The organism is Flavobacterium sp. FG139 (assembly GCF_057809695.1).
Map to the genome: position 1 here is coordinate 81884 of NZ_JBMDKL010000012.1, position 19484 is coordinate 101367.

At 29.7% G+C, this 19484-nt stretch carries 19 protein-coding genes; 3 read left to right on the plus strand and 16 right to left on the minus strand.

The window, feature by feature from the left end; all coding sequences use genetic code 11:
• Nucleotides 1-78: 78 nt before the first annotated feature.
• The 7 genes from ACODSI_RS11395 to ACODSI_RS11425 form a co-directional block, all read right to left on the minus strand.
• Nucleotides 79-1113, minus strand: coding sequence for a nucleoid-associated protein (locus tag ACODSI_RS11395; RefSeq protein WP_488916979.1), 1035 nt, complete (start codon nucleotides 1111-1113; stop codon nucleotides 79-81).
• A gap of 3 nt (nucleotides 1114-1116) precedes the next feature.
• Nucleotides 1117-2973 carry a DUF3732 domain-containing protein gene (locus ACODSI_RS11400; RefSeq protein WP_488916980.1) on the minus strand — a complete coding sequence of 619 codons (1857 nt, stop codon included), beginning with the start codon at nucleotides 2971-2973 and terminating at the stop codon, nucleotides 1117-1119.
• Complete coding sequence (locus ACODSI_RS11405) at nucleotides 2970-3422, minus strand: hypothetical protein (protein WP_488916981.1); 453 nt, start codon at nucleotides 3420-3422, stop codon at nucleotides 2970-2972. The genes ACODSI_RS11400 and ACODSI_RS11405 overlap by 4 nt, the downstream gene beginning before the upstream one ends.
• Nucleotides 3419-4642 (minus strand): hypothetical protein, encoded by a 1224-nt coding sequence (locus ACODSI_RS11410; RefSeq protein ID WP_488916982.1) that lies wholly within the window; start codon nucleotides 4640-4642, stop codon nucleotides 3419-3421. Before ACODSI_RS11410 ends, ACODSI_RS11405 begins: the two co-directional genes overlap by 4 nt.
• A 73-nt stretch (nucleotides 4643-4715) precedes the next feature.
• Nucleotides 4716-6572 (minus strand): ATP-binding protein, encoded by a 1857-nt coding sequence (locus tag ACODSI_RS11415; protein WP_488916983.1) that lies wholly within the window; start codon nucleotides 6570-6572, stop codon nucleotides 4716-4718.
• Between the two features lies 1 nt (nucleotide 6573).
• Complete coding sequence (locus tag ACODSI_RS11420) at nucleotides 6574-7821, minus strand: hypothetical protein (RefSeq protein ID WP_488916984.1); 1248 nt, start codon at nucleotides 7819-7821, stop codon at nucleotides 6574-6576.
• A 195-nt stretch (nucleotides 7822-8016) separates the two neighbouring features.
• The gene (locus tag ACODSI_RS11425; RefSeq protein ID WP_488916985.1) at nucleotides 8017-8394 is read right to left on the minus strand and encodes a hypothetical protein; all 378 of its coding nucleotides are present in this window, start codon (nucleotides 8392-8394) and stop codon (nucleotides 8017-8019) included.
• Nucleotides 8395-8486: 92 nt separating this feature from the next.
• Here ACODSI_RS11425 and ACODSI_RS11430 point away from each other — a divergent pair, with 92 nt between their 5' ends.
• A complete protein-coding gene (locus tag ACODSI_RS11430) occupies nucleotides 8487-8738 on the plus strand; it encodes a helix-turn-helix domain-containing protein (protein WP_298138647.1) in 252 nt (83 codons plus the stop codon).
• Nucleotides 8739-8755: 17 nt separating this feature from the next.
• Here the strand turns inward: ACODSI_RS11430 and ACODSI_RS11435 are convergent, their stop codons facing one another.
• The 8 genes from ACODSI_RS11435 to mnmE form a co-directional block, all read right to left on the minus strand.
• Complete coding sequence (locus tag ACODSI_RS11435) at nucleotides 8756-9421, minus strand: recombinase family protein (protein WP_488916986.1); 666 nt, start codon at nucleotides 9419-9421, stop codon at nucleotides 8756-8758.
• A gap of 61 nt (nucleotides 9422-9482) precedes the next feature.
• Nucleotides 9483-9953, minus strand: a complete 471-nt coding sequence (locus ACODSI_RS11440) for a DUF488 domain-containing protein (protein ID WP_488916987.1) — start codon at nucleotides 9951-9953, stop codon at nucleotides 9483-9485.
• Between the two features lie 545 nt (nucleotides 9954-10498).
• Entirely contained in the window at nucleotides 10499-11074 is a 576-nt protein-coding gene (locus ACODSI_RS11445) for a hypothetical protein (protein ID WP_488916988.1), read from the minus strand.
• Nucleotides 11061-12035 (minus strand): phage/plasmid replication domain-containing protein, encoded by a 975-nt coding sequence (locus ACODSI_RS11450; RefSeq protein ID WP_488916989.1) that lies wholly within the window; start codon nucleotides 12033-12035, stop codon nucleotides 11061-11063. Before ACODSI_RS11450 ends, ACODSI_RS11445 begins: the two co-directional genes overlap by 14 nt.
• A gap of 32 nt (nucleotides 12036-12067) precedes the next feature.
• Nucleotides 12068-12373 (minus strand): excisionase family DNA-binding protein, encoded by a 306-nt coding sequence (locus tag ACODSI_RS11455; RefSeq protein WP_488916990.1) that lies wholly within the window; start codon nucleotides 12371-12373, stop codon nucleotides 12068-12070.
• Nucleotides 12374-12453: 80 nt separating this feature from the next.
• Nucleotides 12454-13182 (minus strand): hypothetical protein, encoded by a 729-nt coding sequence (locus tag ACODSI_RS11460; protein ID WP_488916991.1) that lies wholly within the window; start codon nucleotides 13180-13182, stop codon nucleotides 12454-12456.
• Nucleotides 13175-14308: a site-specific integrase gene (locus ACODSI_RS11465; protein WP_488916992.1), complete on the minus strand. Its 1134-nt coding sequence runs from the start codon at nucleotides 14306-14308 to the stop codon at nucleotides 13175-13177. Before ACODSI_RS11465 ends, ACODSI_RS11460 begins: the two co-directional genes overlap by 8 nt.
• 159 nt (nucleotides 14309-14467) lie before the next feature.
• A complete protein-coding gene (mnmE, locus tag ACODSI_RS11470; protein ID WP_488916993.1) occupies nucleotides 14468-15874 on the minus strand; it encodes a tRNA uridine-5-carboxymethylaminomethyl(34) synthesis GTPase MnmE in 1407 nt (468 codons plus the stop codon).
• 84 nt (nucleotides 15875-15958) lie between these two features.
• Between mnmE and ACODSI_RS11475 the strand changes: the two genes are divergently transcribed.
• Together ACODSI_RS11475 and ACODSI_RS11480 are read left to right on the plus strand one after the other, a co-directional pair.
• Nucleotides 15959-17731 carry a MutS-related protein gene (locus ACODSI_RS11475; RefSeq protein WP_488916994.1) on the plus strand — a complete coding sequence of 591 codons (1773 nt, stop codon included), beginning with the start codon at nucleotides 15959-15961 and terminating at the stop codon, nucleotides 17729-17731.
• 89 nt (nucleotides 17732-17820) lie between these two features.
• On the plus strand, nucleotides 17821-18651 hold the full coding sequence (locus tag ACODSI_RS11480) for a universal stress protein (protein WP_488916995.1): 831 nt from the start codon (nucleotides 17821-17823) through the stop codon (nucleotides 18649-18651).
• A gap of 55 nt (nucleotides 18652-18706) precedes the next feature.
• Here the strand turns inward: ACODSI_RS11480 and ACODSI_RS11485 are convergent, their stop codons facing one another.
• Nucleotides 18707-19405 (minus strand): Lipl32 family lipoprotein, encoded by a 699-nt coding sequence (locus tag ACODSI_RS11485; RefSeq protein ID WP_488916996.1) that lies wholly within the window; start codon nucleotides 19403-19405, stop codon nucleotides 18707-18709.
• Between the last annotated feature and the right edge of the window lie 79 nt (nucleotides 19406-19484).

Genomic DNA, 19484 nt, shown 5'->3' on the forward strand with positions numbered 1-19484 from the left:
TAAAGTAGTAATATTATTTTAATTAGTTGACAGCATAATTAACATAAAAAAAATCTATGGAATAGATATATATTATTGCTAATTTTCTTCTTCATAATATATTTTATAGAATTTTCTTCCAGTTTCGTCTGTTCCGTTTTCAATAAGTTTTTTGTCCCCATGAATGTAAATGTGAAAATTTTTATCCAGTTTTAATACACTTTTAAAAACACGAGCTTGTTTTTTAACGGCTTTATTTGAAATTTCAAAGTTTTCAGGAGGAGCGATTTCATTATCTTTCCTAAAAGTTTTATCAAAATTTTGAAAGGATTCAATTAAACTGTCATCTTCAAAGACGTTTTTCTCGAATTCTTGTTTGTTAAATTTTTTATTATTTTTAAAATAATCTACTGAACGATTTAAAAAATCTATTTGTTCTGCTTTAGTTAAATCAAAATTTTCAGATAATTGTTTAGTGACAAATTGTTTTGCCATTCCTAAAAATTGCTGAGTTTGATGAAAATCATTTTTTATAGGCTGTAAATTCAGAAAATGTTCCTTCCAGTATTGGGCTTCTGTACTACGATTGGTGTTATCAACTACAGCTATTTGATAGCCATTCTCTTTCTGAATATTAAAAATTAGACACCCCTTGTCTAATTTATTAACATTCATCCCTTTTTCATCTTTTAAATTAAAACCATTGTTTGAACTACAAACTTTAAGAACTGTATCTTTATTTTCAGATTTAAATATACCTACAGCATCTACATGATCTTCGCCAATCTTACAATCTTTAAAATATACCATTAATAATTCCCCATTTTTAATCTGAGGATGTGTGCTTTTATCGTATAAATAGCGAGCACTATTTTTTGACTGCTCTACAAATGAATTGTTATCTTCAAATATTGAACTAATAAATTGATACATTGGATTCAATTCAATTGTTGAAGAATAAAAAGAAAACAATTCATCTAACTTGAAATTAGTCTCAATTAACTTTTTAAAATACTGTTCAATATTTTCAAAATTAGTAAGTTCATCAGAAAAACGAACGCCATCGCCGTTGTTTTTATTTCCAACAAAATGGATAATTAGTTTATCCATTTTTCCTAATGTCATATCTTTCATTTGCTATTTCTTGTAAATTTCATTAGGTATTAATCCTTTTCCATCAATAAATTCATCTACCGTATGGAAAAAATGTAATTCGTTGTCTATCCAGTACTCTTTAGACGCATGTTCAACCATTATAATTTGAAAGTGTTTGTTTTTTTTCACCGTGATATAATCAACAAAAGAGTTTAGTAATTTAAAAGCGTCAATTAGTTTTGCTTTATCATCGTTTTTCCCTTCATAATATGGAGTACTAGGTTGGTCAACAAATAAAAATTCCGGTATATGATCCTGTTCAATATTTAATACATGTTCATGTAACCCCAAATAGACACATAAATGCATAAACATATAGTTCGAGGCACTCCCCACATTATCTAATGGAAACATTTGTCCATCAGGAATTAACTGTAGAATCATTTTATCACTGTTAAACTCTACGCGGCTACTTTTATAGGTTGGCAAAGAGTTTAATAAATTGAAATTTCGTTGAATACTTTGATTCAACTCTGTTTTCATCAAAAATTTAATTTGTGATGTTTCTTGAGGGACTTTTGATAATCTTTCTTTTTCCTCATTTAAGCTATTCAATTTGATTTTATCTATAGGTTTGTTTACCTCCTTCTTCAACAACTGCTCATAAGCATACTTTATTTCCCCAAGAACAATAAATTTTTCTCCTTCGGATTGATAATTCTTTTTTATTTCGTTCAGTTTCGCTATTTGCTTATCTATCTCCTGTATTTGCGTTCGTAATTCTTTTACATCACCTGTAACTTTAAGAGGTTCCGAAGCTTTTTTTGAAAGATTGGACTTGATATTTTTTAAAGAAGATTCTAATGATTCTACAAACAGTTTTGTTTCGTATGAATCTACTAACTGATCTGACAATTGTTGACTTAGAAACTCAATTGGCTGTAAACTATCAGCAGATTTGTTAAGGTTTCTTTTATATATATCGTATTCTTTTTGATATTGACTTATAGCATTAATTTGGGCTTGTATTACATTTTTTCTTTTGTACAAGCCATCAACTTCAGAAAATAATTTTGAATTTTCGGCAACTTTTTTCGTATTGGCTATCGTATCTTGAATCACCAATATTGCATTATCTACACTATCTATAGACTCTGAGTATTCAACTAATTTATATATTTTACATTTTTCAACTAGCTTGAATATTTCTGCTTCAAAATTTTTGATTTTACTCTGATTACCCTTTTCTTGATTTTGAATTGCTTTTAGTCCTGCTTCAATTTCTTGTAAGCGTTCAATGGCTTTGATGTTTTCCATATCATTTACACCAATAACTAAATCGAAAATATGACTTAACGCCTTATCGTATTCTTCTTTTCCATAAAATGTAGTATCAAAATATGTTTCAGGTGCATCAATAATAGTTTGTGTTAATGAGTTAAAAAGAAGAAAGTGTCTGTACGAAATATTAAATGTTGTTTTGCCTAATCCTTTTCCATAAGGAAATCTTAAAGCATCACTAATTCCAAATTCTTCATCTAAAATTGTTTTAATTTCTGCAATTTCTTTATTTCCTTCAGGGATTTCAGGCAGACCACCTAAATTAAAATAAACGTCAGAAGAAACTGAGCCATTACTTGGTGTTCTTCTAACTATAGATATTTCTTTTTCATTTACAGTAAATCGAATGCCAAACCATAAAACTTTGTCTATGATTTCAGTTGGAATGGTTACTTTGCCAGACAAAAGGCAATAATCTATTACATTCCAAAAACTTGTTTTACCAGTCGTTGAATCACCAGTTATAACATTTACTTTATCGGCTAAAAAATGATAGCTTTTAGGTGCTGAATTTTCATCCTTAAACCAAAGCTTTATTTCGTGAAGTATAAATTTCATAATTGTACTTTTAATGTTTTGTAGAGTTGAGCAGTAGAATTTTTTTCCAACATTGATAAAAACTTCGGTATAACTTCTTCTATCCTATTAAATCTGTCTCCTAAATCTTTTCTCTCTAAATTTATGATAGCATTATTTGATATTTCGCTTCCCAAACTTACTTGATTACTATTATTCAATAATATCAAAGAATTTATCGCAACTGGCAACAGTGATAAATACCGTTTATTAAAAGTTGTAAACAAGCGTGACTGTTCTTTTATTAATTGTTCTAATTCTAATTCAGTATCTTGGTTTCTTGATAAATAACTAACCGTTCTATCATCCAATAAAAAAGGCAATATCAGACACGAACGTGCAATATCTAACTTCTCGACCCTATTCAGTATTGACAAAAAAATACAACTTGCTATTGCTTCGTTGTTATATACATAGTAAATTTCTTTCATTCTTTTTTATATTTGTTCCCCCAATCAAAATGCCAGCCTATTTCAAGATTATCGGATAGGGCATAATAATGTCCATTACTAAATTCAACACCTAAAGCAGAAAATCCAGGTATAGATAAGTCCTGTTTTCTAATATAGTCAACTAAATCTATAGCTAGATTTTTGACTTCATCTTCTAAATCATCAATAGATGAGCCTGCATTTATTTGTCTCTCTATTTGTCTATATTTCGCTTTGAACTCATTTGTCCATATTTGAATACTATTATTTTTAAATTCTGCTATGTCAGTAAGTAAAATAAAATTTTCTTCCTCAGACCAATAAGTAAAATGATTTAAAAATTTAAGCATTTGAGTAGTGTAGTCCCTAATATAGTTTGAACCTGTTTTTATTTCTCCTATGTCAAGCAATTGCTTTATAAAAATTTGACTTTCTAAGTCATCTGGCAATAAAATAGGGAATTCTCTTCTCGGTAAGGGCTTAATTTCAGTTGCCACTTTAAAACATTTTCCAAACCGTTTAGCAAAATCTTCACTCGATATCTCAAATTTTTTTCGATCCTTAATATCTAAATATTTTGCCATATTTAGATTTGACGATAAACTTTCAAATATTGGATCCACTAAATCAACTAAGTAATATTTTTCCAAAAGCCTATTTTTTATTTTTTCAATAATTCCGTCATTATCAGTTTCAATCATTAATTTTTTCAAGAACAATTTCAGTTTGTTCTTGCTTAGTTTGCTAACTTTTTTAAGATATTTTTTTAATGTAACATCTTTAGTTTTATTTTCCAATTCATTTATTTTCAAGGATACTTTATCAATATCATTATCTGATTTGAATAGATTTAGTGTTGCTATAAAATCATTATTATTATCGCTTTTATTTGTAACCAAAATAAATGAATTCTCATTTAGAAAGCTAGAGTTTTTCCCATCAGCATTAATAAAATCAACCCAATTGCTTAACGTTTTCCATAAGTCTACGTCTAATGTAGTTAAATTTTGTAAATCCCCATCTGTATTTTTTACAATGGTGTGTTTTGTCTGATACAAAATTGTTGTTCCGTCATGCTTGTCGATATGAACATCATCTTTAACCTCAAAACCAATCTTTTGCCCCTGTTTAAGCTCAATTGCTAAATACATAAAGTAATAGAATTGATAATCAAACCCTATCGCTTGAGGACCCGCTGTATGTGTTTCTTGTAAATTCATTTATTAGATAAATTAATTAATTAATCATTTTCTTAACATCGAATAAAACATTTTTTTAAATTATTCTTATTTATTACCCCCAATTATCTGTTGGTTTCATAGTTTTATTATCAGGTTCAAATTTTTTGTCGATTTTACTAATATCTATCATTACAGGTATTTGAGCTGATAACCCAGCTAATATACAAGTTCCTGTGGGTAAAATAGGTAAAGTTTCAAATGAAAGTTTATCTAAATATGAAACTGTTCGTTCAATTGCTGTAATATCATTATTGTTTATTAATCTATGTAAAAAGAAATTATGTAATTGCGAAATAATAGTTGCTGAAATATCGTACGGTCGTTGACTTGCTATGGTTAAGAATACTCCAAATTTTCTACCTTCTTTTATAATTTCTTCAAATGTTTCCAGCCTATAATCTTTCCAAGTTTCGCTCTCTCTTTCAGATACTGACGATAAAATATTATGTGCTTCATCAATTATAATATTTAGATATTTTTCTTGTCCGTTCTTTTTATCCTGTTCTTTTAATTCCTTCTTTGTTTCGTATAATTGTTTGCATATCAATAGTGGTAGCATTTTTCTCATTTGCAAGTTTACATCTCTCAAAGAAATAACAGTTATATTTTTTTCTGAAACAAAATCTTGAATTGTTATGATTTTTTTTAAATCGTTTATTCTGGTTGGCGTTCTTTTTATTAATGGCGAAAGATGTTCAATATTTGAAAAACCACTTATTATTTCGTGATAATACTGCAAAATAATTCTTAACCTAATTTTGATTAAAAAATCGGTTTGTATTTCATCAAATTCAATTTCATCTAATACTGCATTAACATATGGTATAGCATTATTATCATAGTAAGTATTTCCATCGTCCGCAATAAAATAGAATGTTTTATTTTTATTGTGAAATTGTAATTTTTCCCGAAGTGTTCCTAAAACCTCATCAATATTACTATTTGTTAAGCAATCTTCAACATTATGCAATAAATCAATTACTACATTTGTTTTCAAATTATCGTCTTCTTTATCAATAATTTTAGCAATCAATTGCTTTAGGAAACTTTTTAAACAATCTTTATCCGTTATTTTATCTTCTAAATACTCGTTATCTATAGCTCTTTGTAGAAATGGTTTTTGTGTTTTTTCTGTTGCTTCTAAAACTAACGCCCAAAAATGATGGTCTTTAATATAGGCTTCTGAAATTGGAAACATATCTTTTGAAACCCTCGTATTTAAACAAAAAATATTCTTATGTTTTTTTTCTAAAATTGCATTATCTTCAATATATTCTCCATTAAAATCTATAAAGTAAAATTGTGCATTCTCTTTAAATTTTTTATTGTCAATGAATTTCAAAAATAATTCTCTATAAATCTTTGCCAAAGTATAGGATTTTCCACTTCCAGTATTTCCGAAAATTCCAATATGACTTGCAAATAAATCATTTACACCAACGCTTATTTCTTGTCCGTTTTCGTGAGTTAGCGTACCAATTACAAGCGGTTCATCGCCTTTCTTTACAAAATCGTGAACATCTTTAAATTCTTCTCTTTCCAATAAAAAACATTCATTGTTAATTAATGGAAGTTCTTTAATACCTCTTTCAAATCCTTTTTTACTGAAAAAACCAAGCAAGCTAACAATTAACAAACGTTTTATTTTCTTACTTTCATTTGTATAATTCTTTTCGGAATATTGCTTGTCCTCAACAATAAATTCGCCTTCAACCTTACCAATTATTTTAGTAAATCCTTTTGTTATTTTGATGTAACTATTAACGGATATATTTCTTAAAAGTTCTCCATCATACAACAAATGAGAACTATTTTTAGTTTTATCAACCTCAATTTTAATAGTTCTACCCTCAACCGAAGTAACTTTACCAACCTTAAATATAGAATCCTTTTGTAAAGATGTTTTCATATTACTTTTCAAAATTTTTTCTTAATAATATGCTTTCTAACAAAGGATTAAACAGTAATTCATTCATCTTTTTTAAATCAAACTCATCTGTTGGATTTAATAATTCAACGTTATGAAAGTCTTTTAAATCAATACGGTCGTTTTGCAAATTCCGCTTAATATCTTTAGCTTGTTCCGTATATGAGCAAATGAATACTTTTAAAGTAGGATTTGATTTAATGGCTCTAAACGTAATATCTCTTATATGTTCGTCTGCCATTGAAAAACCCATTACAAATAATACGGAATTTTCTTTCTCCAATTCATTTGCATAAAGCCGAAGCATTTCATAGTAAGTTTTGTTAAAAGTCGTATCTCTAAACTTATCTTTTGTAGGATTTACAACCTGTAACTTTTCGTAAGCTTCAATAAATTCAGCAGTTGATGGAATAGGGTCTTTTGTGGTTGCTTCCTCTATAATTTCTTCAATAGTTAAATTTGTTTTGGTATCGTCCCACTTTTTATTGCTTAACGAAACAATATCTATCAAATCCGATGTACCTGCTGCATTAATCACATTTTTCAATACATCTAATCCAGCAAACTCAATATTTGTATTATCTAATTTCCAAGTTACAGAACCGTGAATTTTCAATAAATTAAAAACTGGAATTTCTGCTATATTATCATAATGCAGACTTTTTTGGTAAAATGATTTTTTGAAGTTGCTTAAATGAAATTGCTTTCTAAAAACTCCATTAAATCCATCATTAAATTGTAAATCTAAATCCTCTATTACTTTCTCAAAAAAAACATCAATATTAGTGGTAAATAGATTAACTTGTTTATTTACGGTGTTACTCCGTCTTTCATATAAAACTTGATTAATGATTCTCAAAAAGTTTTTATATGCATTATAGGTTTTCTCTAATTCAGATGATTTTGAACTTAAAGACCAACAACCATTTTCGCCATATATGAAATCTAAAATATCAATATTATCTTTCATTGCCACATCAAAATAACTTTTATATAAAGATGCTTTGATGTATTGCCTTAATTCAATAGAAATTTCTTTGTTTTCTTCAAGACTTGTAAGCCAAGTTTCAATGCCTCCCAAAGTTCCCATAAATGGAACTGATAAACCAGAACCAATCAAAAAACTAATATTACAATCTTGAATAATGTTTTTAAAAGTTTCTATTTTCTTCTCCAATGGATTTTCAATCTTTATTTCTTCTTGCTCTGATTGAGGTTTTACTTGACTCATATTTATAAGATTTCTTAATTTATAACATGTACAATCCTCAAAAATACTGCTTTAAAACAAATTTCAAGTAATTTTATTTTAGATTTATAAACATTGTTAATGTCATTGCTTTCTTAATAAAACATTCTTTTTAGACTTGAAACAAAAAAGCATCAATAATTTTTATTACTGATGCTTTTAAATTGTAGTTATATTTTAATTATGACAATCTAAGTCCTTCATTTTATCTTCTAAAAAATCCATTAAATCAATATTTCTTGATGCACTTTTTCCAGCCGATTGTAATTTATCCATATTGTCTGCTGTAGTATTAAATTCATCTTGTAAGCCAGAACAATCTTTTTCTTCAATCATTTTATAAATTCTAATTTTCACTATTGGGTCAAACTCATCCCAAAATTTTGAATTATCTAAGTCTATTAATTTTTTCTCTTGCTCTATATTTTTAGGTGCATCCTCAATTTTTTCAGTTGAAACATTTTTGGAATTCATGTCTTTCTTATTTGTTTTTACAATTGCACCTATAACGCCTAACGCAACAATACCAATTAGTACATATTTTACTTTTTTCATTTTAATAGTTTTAAATATTGAAGTGTAAATATATAAAAAATGTAGTATTTTAAGGTTACAAATATTCTTGTTTTTGCACGGAAATTGCACTCATGCGTAATTTGTCCGATTTAGAATTAAAGAAAATAGAAAATGACATCCCAATTAAAGTTGGGGAGCAGATAGTGTATTATAGAAAACTAAAGGGATTAACCCAAACTGAATTAGCTAAAATAGTCAATAAAGACCGCCAATATATTTACAAAATCGAAAAGGCAGTAGTTACCTCAAACATTGCAACTCTCGCTATAATTGCAACAGCTCTTGAAATCTCACTTTCTCAATTGTTTGAAAAGGTCAAATAATTTGGCTGAAAACAAGATTACTTATTATTCACGTACCTATCGTACAATCGTTTAACAGTCATCTGATTAAATTCCTTTCCATTTCTTGTTTTAAATCCGTTCTCATTTAGTTGATTTGAGATGAAATAAAGGCTTTTTCCGCTGTCTTTCATCAATATAATCATTGCCGTAGCTTTTCTGTTATTTTCGTCTTCTAAAGCATTATTTCGTCTTACCTCAATACTTCTTGATCTGGATTCGTTAGTTAAATTTTGTGGCGAACCAAGATTTACACCTCTAGCTTTAAGTTCAGCAAGTGCAACTTTTGTTCTCTGGCTGATGCGTTCCCTTTCGTCTTGTGCTAAAATTGCCATTATACCAATTGTTACAGAATTGGCTGTAGGCATATCAGCGCAAACAAATTCAATTTTAGAATCTCTCAATGTGAGTATGAAGGCTGCATTTCTGGAAAGTCTATCTAGCTTTGCAATTAGAAGAACTGCACCAGTAGATTTGCAGTGTTCAATTGCTTTAATCAGTTGAGGTCGTTCGTTGTCTTTTCCGCTTTCGGCTTCTTGATACTCTGCAATCAAAATACTTTCTTTATCCAAGAAGTTTTGAACTGCTGTCTTTTGTGCATCCAAACCAAGTCCAGACTTTTCTTGTTTCTTTGTTGATACTCTGTAATAACTAATATATTTCATTTGTAACATTTGTTAAATGGTAGTTTAATAAGTGCTATACTCTTAAAAACAAAAAAAGAGACTAAAACAGCCTCTCGTTTTGAGCAATCGCTCCGTTTTTGTTAATGTGATAAACTTCGTAACCTTTTCTTGCCATATCAACCCCTATGAGTTTGTTCCGGTGGCAGTCGGTGTGGTCTAAACAAGCACATAAAATAGCAATTCTAAATCCCAACTCAATACCGCATTCTAAATAGTAAAGTCCTTGCTGGTAAGAAATCGTTTTTCTTATCTTGTCATAGTCTGGTAAATCATTGCTTTGAAGAGCAACATCTTTTGGCATTCCGCCTAGCTCATTTCCTTTGAACATATAACCAATTCCAACATCCGTGAGATTTTTTGCTAGTGCCTTAGAATTGAAAGCTGGTCTATAGCGAGAGTAGGGCATAGACCTAACATCTACTACGACTTGAATTTGATTATCTTTTAAAATTTGAATAAAATCTGAAATCGAGCGATTTCCATATCCGATGGTGTAAATACAAAAAGTCATATATTTATTGTAAATCTATACAGATTTTGACTTTTGACCCAACGTTTTCAGCTGTTTTTTTTGTTTTAAAACAAAAATATTTTCACGTAAAATGCTAACATATAGATTTTTAAAAAACTCATGTTTCTGGCAAGTGTAATTTTTAGTGCCTTCAAAAGTGTCCGATATGTAAGGTAAAAGTGTCCGATGTGTCCAATGTGTCACATCTATAAAACGACTTAAAAGTGTCGGATTTGTCTAGTTGAAAGTTATATTTTTTTAAACTTTTTCCGAGTACTTTTTATTGTTTTAAAACAATTTTAGTCAATAGCTATACCTTGTATTATAAAGGCTTAAAGGTAAATGAAACCTTATAGTTTCTGGTCAAACTGAATATTGTTTTAGACCAAAAATAAAAATCATATACTTTCGCTTACAATTCGTCATAAATTCTAAAGATAAATGGATTTCATTTTTATCATTTCTAACACCATTTTGTGTTTTTTTAATAGCTTTTTATATGGTTTTTTCATTTGATTTCTACTTTTAAAGGTCAAATTTGAATTTTAAGCCTTTTTCAGAAGCTTTTTTATTAATATTTCTTGTGTTTTCTCTAATTTTTTCAAATCACCTTGTCTCCAATACTCTTCTCTTTCAGAAAAATATTTCATGTAATTATCATCAGAATATTCATTTAGCCAAAAATTTAATATATCATCAAAAGGAAGTGTCCATATTCTTGAAATTATATATTTTCTATACTCATAAGTATTTTTTCTCATAAGTATCTCTCTAAATACTGGGTCTTTCAAGTCGTATTTTAGCATTTCAACATAGAACCTGAATAGAATACTGAATTGGTATGTTGGACATAGCCATTGAAATTTTATACATGATTCTGACCTCCAACTTTTTTGACTGGAAATTTTGCAATCAACCAAAATATTTACAGTCATTTTAATATAGACATCAATGACTTTAGAATAGATATGGTCCTTAGCTACACTTTTTCCAAAGCAATCAATATAAAATTTTGGTATATAATCTGTCCAAAACATTACAACTTCATCAGTAATACCTCCATACAAATTGTATAATTCTTTATCAATTCCTGTTTCTCCTAACATTTTATTTTTTTTCATAATTATTTATTCGTTGTGTTTGTTTTGATTTTGATAACAAAAGATGTTTTTCTTGAATTTTTTGGTCAATCTCTGATATAAAATTCTCGGTTAGTTCCATATTTGAATACGTCGCAATTTCTTTTATGTCTTTTTTTCTTCTACTAAAATATTCACTTCGTACATCTTCATTATATGGTCGTGAAGCATCAATCATCTCTTGAACTACTTGTACGCCACCAAGAAGTTTTATTGCCATATTTGCTAAGTTTTTAGTTAAATTTAATTTAGATCTAGCTGAATTATTGAAGTTTATTATTACTGGCGTATTGAGTTTATCGATTGATTTATATTCCTGAAAAATTATTTCTGAAATGTTAATGAAAATTGTAGGATTGATTAAGTCTTCAACTTTTAGAACTTCTAAACAATTTTTCTTGGCAATAGTTTTCAAATATTTATTTTTGTATCTACATTCAAATCTTAATAAATTTTTTCCCTCGAATTCAATAGGTAACAGTTCTTTTTTGTCTTTTCTCTCTTTTACTTTATCATAAATATTTATTACTCTTGAATTGTTAAAATAATAAAGCGATGTTTTTTGTATTTCCGTTCTTAAATAATATTTACAATTACCTAAATATCTAAAATACGTGCTTGGTTTATAAATGCTTTCAACTGTAATTTCGCAATCTAATCTTCTTATTGTTCCTTTCATTATTGAAATTCCTAATTTCTCTTCTATTAATTGTAAAGCCATTACTACTTCAAAATAATTTAATGAATAAATGTTATCTCCTTTCAAAAGTTTTGGTAAACTACATTCTATTATCATTTTTCCTTTTACTTCTCTAACTTTAATGCAGCCAGAATAACCAACTGAGTACTTTACTTCTCCAGTTTCTGAATCAATTGTATCAGATTTGTTTCTTAAACCTTTGATATATTGATTAGATAATTCTATCCATATAGTATCAACCATAATTGACATATTCAGTCAATAGTTACACCTTATTATATAGAACTATTCAATTTATTCACTGCATAATTGATAGCTTCACTATTCAATTCTTCATTTGTAGATTGTCTATTACGAAGTAACCAATTATCTACTTCTTCTTTTTTGAAGTAAACATTTTTTCCATTTGGTTTGTAATGTGGGATTCCGTTCTTTGATGTCAACTTATACAAGTATAGTTTGGACAAACCAGTATAGATTGAGACTTCGTCAATGTTGAAAATTGACTTGTTCATTAATGATTGAGAGGTTAGGAGTTTCTCAATATTTTCCAGTTTTAATTCAATATTATTTGCTTCCATTATTAAAGTTTTTAATTATGGTAACAAAGGTCTATTGAAAGTCAAATTGGATTGGTTAGTAGCAGTTAAGGATACTGGTACTAACCTTTTAAACTTTTAATTTCGTTCAGTATTTCCTCAACAAAAACTTTTCCGAAATACTTCGTTCCATCAGAAGATTTAGATTTGGAAACCGACAATTGTTGTGGCGTGAACTTCTTATTTTTATTGTTTATGAAATGAATTGACAATATTTTTAGCAAATCAGTATTTTCAAATTTTAATGATGCAAACAAATTAACAAATTCTGTTTCAGTTCCAACCCATTTAATTTGACTACCATTGTAACTTTCATCAAAATGTTGTTCAAATTCTTCAATACTTACATCAATTTTGCTCGGATGTAATTTACTATGTAAAAGTTTTACAATTTTATTATTGTTAATTTTTCCGTAGTTAAGCTTTAAATTTTCTGCTTTATGACCGTTCCTGATTTTATCTAATTTTTCAACATATTCTTTACAAGCAGAAAAAATATCGTCTTCTGTTACTTTTATTTTATTCTTTGCAAGATGTCTTATTTTTTGTTTGTCAAAGTACCATTTAACAAAATCCTCAGTATTTTGAATAGCTCCAAAATGGTTTTTTAAGTAAGAATCTATTCTACTTATAATTTCTGTGTAATCAATTCTTATATTGTTTTCATTGTTTTGGATACTCAAGATTAAGTTTGACATGTCTTCCTGTGAGAATGCAATATCAAAATTTCCTAAGCCATCGTTTGAATAAGTTCCTAAACCTTTCTTGTTTTTAGCCATTTTATTATTCAATATTGAAGTTAGGGATAATATTTGCAGCATCTATTTTCTTCTGATCTATAACTTTTGCATAAACTTGGGTAGTCCTTATTTCACTATGACCTAGTAATTTTGAAACTGTAAATAAATCAGTGCCTAGAGTAAGTTGCATTGTAGCGAAAGTATGTCTAGCACAATGAAAAGTTATATTTTTATGTATTCCAGCCTTTAAAACCCATTGCGATAATGCCACATTCATATAAGCACTGTATCTTAAACCAGAAAATACTCTCCCTGAATTTTGCACATCATCTCCTAAAAGTGACTTTGCTTGCTCATTAATATAATGATATTGTAACCCCTTTGTCTTTTGTTGATGAAAAGTTATTTTCCAATTTTCTCCTTCTTTTTTTAATTCTGACCAGTCTAATAAATTTATGTCTGACCAACGTAAACCAGTCAAGCAGGAAAATAGAAATGCTCTTTTTAAAACATCATATCTACATTCAGTATTAAAAAGAAGTTTAACTTCTTCAACTGTTAGATATTCTCTTTTAACTTCAACTTCTTTAGGTATAGAAACTTTTAAAGATGGATTGACGACTATGAGTTCTTCATCAACTGCGGTGTTGAGAGCTGCTCTTAATTTGCAGAAGTATGATGTCACAGAATTTAAAGATAAGTTTTTTTCTGAACTGGTTTTTGCCGTTTCAAGTAAATATTTTTTAAAACCTTCACAATATTCTAAATCGATACTTTCTAAAGATGTATTTTCTCCACTATATTTAATTAAATGTTTCAATACACTATCCCAATTTCCATAATTTCCTTTACTCGCTAGACGTTCATTAGTCAGTTTTCTAAAATAGTCTATGAAATTTGCCTTACCCTTGTTTTGAGGTTTAAAGCCATATTTATTATTGATAAAATCTTTCTCCTTTTCAGCTCTGATAATATCAACTAATTTTTCAACTTCTTTGTTGTGGGTCTTTTGAGTTGGTGTTTTTGGGTCGGTGTAGAGGTAGTAATCTAATTTTGTTGTTACTCTATTAGCTTTGATGCTTCCATCATTATTTTTTGAATATCCTTTATAGACTTCTAATGATAAATTGAATTTGTCTCCTTTAGAATTTTTACGTTTTCTTACATGTACTTTCATTTGCTACAATTTGCAACAAAGATACAAATAAAAGCAAATATGTAACAAATAAAATCAATTTTGTAGCAAAATATAGTAAATTAATGTCAAGTTAATAAAATTCTAACCAATTGATTTATTGAGTTTTATTTGATGTTTTTTGTATATTTATTACCTACTTTACTTTCCGATACAGAAATTCGCAAAAATATTTCCTAAAAGTTCATCGTTAGTAACTTCGCCAGTAATTTCGCCAAAATAGTACAATGCTTGACGAATATCTATAGCCATAAGGTCGGAGGGAAGATTGGAATTTAACCCAAATTTCACTTTTTGTATTTCTTCTAAAGCTTTTAGTAACGAATCGTAATGCCTTGTATTGGTGACGATAGTTTCGTTATTTCGTAGTGCGCCAGTGTTTACAAACGAAAGGAGTTGGTTTTTTAATTCGTCTATACCCATTTTATTTTTAGCAGAAATTTCAATTAATAATTGATAATTGATAATTGATAATTGGTTGTCAAATTGAATTCTTTGCTCCGAATTTAACTTGTCAATCTTGTTGGTAACAACGATTAACGGTTTTTGAGGAAATTGATTTTTAATCTTTTCTATTTCAATTTTTACAGTATTCTCATTCTCAATGATCAATTGTAAACTGTCAATTAAAAAAAGTACAACCTGTGCTTGTTCTATTTTTTCAAATGTTTTTTTGATACCAATACTTTCAACTACGTCTTTGGTTTCGCGTATTCCAGCGGTATCAATAAATCGGAAACCGATTCCGTCTATAACCAATTCGTCTTCAATTGTATCACGAGTGGTTCCTGCAATATCAGAGACAATGGCGCGTTCTTCATTCAATAAAGCATTCAACAATGTTGATTTTCCAACGTTGGGTTCGCCAACAATCGCAACTGGAATACCGTTTTTAATAACATTTCCAACGGCAAACGAATCGATTAATCGTTTTAATACAAATTCAATTCGGTTCAATAAATTGTGAAATTGTGTGCGGTCAGCAAATTCTACATCTTCCTCGGCAAAGTCCAATTCCAATTCAATTAAAGAAGCAAAATTCAATAACTCTTCACGCAATTTAGCAATTTCACTACTGAATCCGCCACGCATTTGTTGCATTGCGATTTGATGCGACGCTTCGTTGTCGGATGCAATCAAATCAGCTACAGCTTCAGCTTGCGATAAATCTAATTTTCCGTTTAAAAAAGCCCGCAACGTAAATTCTCCAGGTTGCGCCATACGACATCCTTTTCGGAGTAATAATTGTATGATTTGTTGCTGGATAAACGTCGAACCGTGACACGAAATTTCAATGACATTTTCACCGGTGTACGAATTCGGATTTTTAAAAATTGAGACCAACACTTGATCATACACTTTAGTACCATCAACGATAGTTCCGAGGTGAATGGTATGCGTTTTTTGTTGAGATAAATCTTTTCCAGAAACCGATTGAAAAACTTCTGAAGCAATCGAAATCGCGTCATTTCCTGACATTCTAATTATAGCAACAGCACCTGCACCCGAAGGCGTAGCCAAAGCAACAATGGTTTCTTGATGTATCATGGTGCAAAAGTAACGAAATCTTTCAAAAATTTAAGGTTTCAATAGGGCAATAAATTCTATATTTGTTGGAAACCTTAGTTTAAAATGGAAATGTATACCACCCGAATCAATCAATTAGAAATCGAACTTAAAGAAGTATCCAAAAGACACAGTATGATTAGTTATATCCGACTTGCGTGTGGCATTTCGATTTTATATTCGGGGTATTGCTTTTTAGAAAATCGCCATTCCTTTTATCTAATTTTGGCTTTCGTATTTTTGGTTACTTTTTTTGTTTTAATGAAAAAACATGAAGTTGTTGGGACTAAAAAACGTTTGAAGGAAGCATTAATTGCTATTAATAAAGAGGAATTAGAATATGTAACTCAAAAGAAAATGCCCTTTGCTAATGGCAGTGAATTCAATGATTTTTCGCATCCGTATTGTTTTGATTTGGATATTTTTGGCAATCAATCGTTGTTTCAGAATGTAAATCGAACGAATACTTACATTGGAAAAACCATCTTAGCCAAACAACTTTTAAAGGTGTTGCCTAATGCTGAAATTATAGAAAATCAAGAAGCTATTAAAGAATTGAATGATAAACTCAATTGGCGTCACGATTTCGCATCATTGGCTCGAGTTGGAAAAGATTCGAAAGTGGTATACGATACCTTAATGAAATGGGTGAATTCAAAAAGTATCGAATTTAGCCTGAAAGACACAATTATTTCGTTCGCGACTCCAATAGTACTTACAGTGGCATTTTTAGTGTATTTGACTACGGCTAACCCATCAATGCTCACCGTGATTTCCTATTTGTTTGCTTTAAATCTCGGAATTTTAGGCGGTTATTTTAAAAGAATTAAAATTGAAATTTCAAATACGGTTGCATTAAATAAAACCATTAATCAATATAGTTTGTTGATTCAATCGATAGAAAATGAAATTTTTGAATCGAAAAAACTAAAGGATTTGCAATACCAATTGCATTCTAAGCATGGTAACGTTAGTTCTGAATTAAAAAAATTATCAGAACTGTTTTCCAGAATGGACAGCGTTAATAATTTTGCGGCTGCACTTGTTTTCAATGGCTCCTTTTTGTTTCATATTCACACTTTAAAAGCACTTATCAATTGGAAAAAAAGTCATGCCAGTTCCTTAAAGCATTGGTTGGATATCATTGGAGAAATGGAAATGCTGCTGAGTTTATCCAATTTTAGTTATAACAATCCAACGTTTGCCTTTCCAGAAATCAATTCTGATCATGAAATTTCGTTCACTAATTTAGCACATCCTTTACTGAATGCTAAATCCCGAATCGGAAACGATGTCACGTTCAAGCCACAATCTTTTATGATTTTAACGGGCTCTAATATGTCGGGTAAAAGTACGTTTTTAAGGAGTTTGGGTATTAATATGGTATTGACCAGTGTTGGTGCTCCAGTTTGTGCCAATGCTGCTAAAGTGCATCCAATGCCTGTGTTGGTTTCGATGCGATTATCCGATTCCTTATCCGACAGTGAATCGTATTTCTTTGCTGAAATTAAACGTCTGAAATTGATTATGGATTTATTAGGAAGCTCTCGTGCTTTTGTTTTATTGGATGAAATTTTAAGAGGAACCAATTCTGATGATAAGCAAAATGGTACCATTGAAGTCATCAAGAAAATGATAACTAAGGAAGCGATAGGCGCCATTGCCACTCACGACATTGAGGTATGTTTGACTACCAACGACTATCCAAATCAACTTACCAATAAATGTTTTGAAGTAGAAATAGTGTCCAATGAATTGCATTTTGATTATAAACTTCGTGATGGCATTTGTAAAAATAAAAGTGCTACTTTTTTAATGAAAAAGATGGGCGTCATTTGATGTTAAATGATTGGTAAATATGATGGTTGTCATATTCTAAAGAGTAGATATTCACTACCTTTATAGTGTAAACCAATACCATCATTACAATGAAAAAAATTTTATTTCCCACCGATTTTTCTGAGGTTGCCAACAACGCCTTTGTGCACGCCTTAGGTTTGGCCAAATTGATTCAGGGTGAATTAATTTTGCTTCATACCTATGAATTGCCAATTATTGACAACCAATTTGCTCCTCAAAACTATAAAGAGGTTTTCGATTCATTAGAATTGGCAAATTTCGATCGATTTAAAGATGAAATTCCGAAACTTCGCGCTATTGCATTGGAACATAATTTGGAACACATTAAAATGAGTCACCTGCTTATGGATGGTGATTTGATTTATAATGTAAAAGAAATTATTAAAAACGATGAAATAGATTTTGTAGTAATGGGCACTTCGGGTGCTAGTGGATGGAAAGAAATGTTTCTAGGAACCAATACCGGAGAAGCTATTGCTATTTTAAGTGTACCTGTTTTGAGTATTCCCGAAAGTGCTAAATACAACAAAATTGAAACTATTGGGTTTACTACACGATTCCGTGAAAAAGATAAAGAAGCCCTTAGTAACGTAATTAAAATTGCTAAGTCAGCAGGAGCGATGGTCAAATGTTTGTATGTTGAAACTAAAGCTTCTGATAATACCGTAGCGACTTACAAAGATTGGGAAGAACATTTTAAAGATAAACCCGTTCAGTTTTTCATTGTTCCAAGTGAAAAGGTTAATGAAACTATCGAAGAGTTTATTACGCATCAAAATATAGATGTTTTAGCAATGCTAACTTATAAACGTAATTTCTTTCAATGGTTATTTACAACTAGTTTTACAGAAAAAATGTCCTATCATTGTAATATCCCAATTTTGGCATTACATGAATGAAAAAAAAGCCGCAATTCCAATGAGTTGCGGCTTAACTTTTATGCTTAAAAAAAAATTAATTTTTTGCGGCCGTAGCTAAATCTTCAGGTTTAACGGCTACTGCAACTCCAGGTAATTTAATCGGAGCTCCCAATTGCGCTAAGAAACTTCCTTGAACATCACCTGTTTTATAAGTTGTAAATCCTATTCGATACAATCCCATAACAATTGATTTTGTAGGGTTAGATGTATCGCTAGTAATTCTCATTAGTGAGTTGTATTTGCTTCCAGAAGGTTGTGCTGGCATTTCGCTTGAATCGTCATTGGTTTCAATTGTAGTCCATTTAGCTGTTTTAGCTTTGGTAGCAACATCTTCTAATTTAAAAATTCCGTCTGCTCTTTCAAAAGTTACCCAAGTATCAAAGAAACTTTTGGTATCAGAAGCATTTGCAGTATAATCTGCTGAAACATAATCTTTATCACTAGGTTTCATGTTTTCTGGTGCTGGCGAAATCATTCGAATTCCAATTTCTGGTGCAGCAACAGGAATCCAAACATATATGTAATACATTTTTTTACCTCCTTTAACTTCGTCTGGTTTTGATCCTGGTTTGATATAACCAAAATAACTTGTTAAATCGGTGTAAGGAACTCTAATTTCTTTACCCATAACCGATTTTTTTGCTAAATCAGCTCCAAATTTGTCTAATTTTTGAGCTGTTGCTACTGAGAATGTCCCTAGACAAATCATCAAAGCGACTAGTTTTTGTTTCATAATTTATTGGTTTTTGTTTGTTCCTACTCTTAAGGATTTTCGGTTCTCCATTTAATGGTCTCAACAAATATATTATTTT

Excerpts from the sequence above, each read along its gene's own strand:
- ACODSI_RS11485 (WP_488916996.1), bottom strand. The coding sequence starts at position 19,405 with ATGAAACAAAAACTAGTCGCTTTGATGATTTGTCTAGGGACATTCTCA.
- ACODSI_RS11450 (WP_488916989.1), bottom strand. The coding sequence starts at position 12,035 with ATGGTTGATACTATATGGATAGAATTATCTAATCAATATATCAAAGGT.
- ACODSI_RS11475 (WP_488916994.1), top strand. The coding sequence starts at position 15,959 with ATGGAAATGTATACCACCCGAATCAATCAATTAGAAATCGAACTTAAA.
- ACODSI_RS11425 (WP_488916985.1), bottom strand. The coding sequence starts at position 8,394 with ATGAAAAAAGTAAAATATGTACTAATTGGTATTGTTGCGTTAGGCGTT.
- ACODSI_RS11400 (WP_488916980.1), bottom strand. The coding sequence starts at position 2,973 with ATGAAATTTATACTTCACGAAATAAAGCTTTGGTTTAAGGATGAAAAT.
- ACODSI_RS11455 (WP_488916990.1), bottom strand. The coding sequence starts at position 12,373 with ATGGAAGCAAATAATATTGAATTAAAACTGGAAAATATTGAGAAACTC.
- ACODSI_RS11420 (WP_488916984.1), bottom strand. The coding sequence starts at position 7,821 with ATGAGTCAAGTAAAACCTCAATCAGAGCAAGAAGAAATAAAGATTGAA.
- ACODSI_RS11405 (WP_488916981.1), bottom strand. The coding sequence starts at position 3,422 with ATGAAAGAAATTTACTATGTATATAACAACGAAGCAATAGCAAGTTGT.
- ACODSI_RS11415 (WP_488916983.1), bottom strand. The coding sequence starts at position 6,572 with ATGAAAACATCTTTACAAAAGGATTCTATATTTAAGGTTGGTAAAGTT.
- ACODSI_RS11465 (WP_488916992.1), bottom strand. The coding sequence starts at position 14,308 with ATGAAAGTACATGTAAGAAAACGTAAAAATTCTAAAGGAGACAAATTC.
- mnmE (WP_488916993.1), bottom strand. The coding sequence starts at position 15,874 with ATGATACATCAAGAAACCATTGTTGCTTTGGCTACGCCTTCGGGTGCA.
- ACODSI_RS11445 (WP_488916988.1), bottom strand. The coding sequence starts at position 11,074 with ATGAAAAAAAATAAAATGTTAGGAGAAACAGGAATTGATAAAGAATTA.
- ACODSI_RS11480 (WP_488916995.1), top strand. The coding sequence starts at position 17,821 with ATGAAAAAAATTTTATTTCCCACCGATTTTTCTGAGGTTGCCAACAAC.
- ACODSI_RS11430 (WP_298138647.1), top strand. The coding sequence starts at position 8,487 with ATGCGTAATTTGTCCGATTTAGAATTAAAGAAAATAGAAAATGACATC.
- ACODSI_RS11440 (WP_488916987.1), bottom strand. The coding sequence starts at position 9,953 with ATGACTTTTTGTATTTACACCATCGGATATGGAAATCGCTCGATTTCA.
- ACODSI_RS11435 (WP_488916986.1), bottom strand. The coding sequence starts at position 9,421 with ATGAAATATATTAGTTATTACAGAGTATCAACAAAGAAACAAGAAAAG.
- ACODSI_RS11395 (WP_488916979.1), bottom strand. The coding sequence starts at position 1,113 with ATGAAAGATATGACATTAGGAAAAATGGATAAACTAATTATCCATTTT.
- ACODSI_RS11410 (WP_488916982.1), bottom strand. The coding sequence starts at position 4,642 with ATGAATTTACAAGAAACACATACAGCGGGTCCTCAAGCGATAGGGTTT.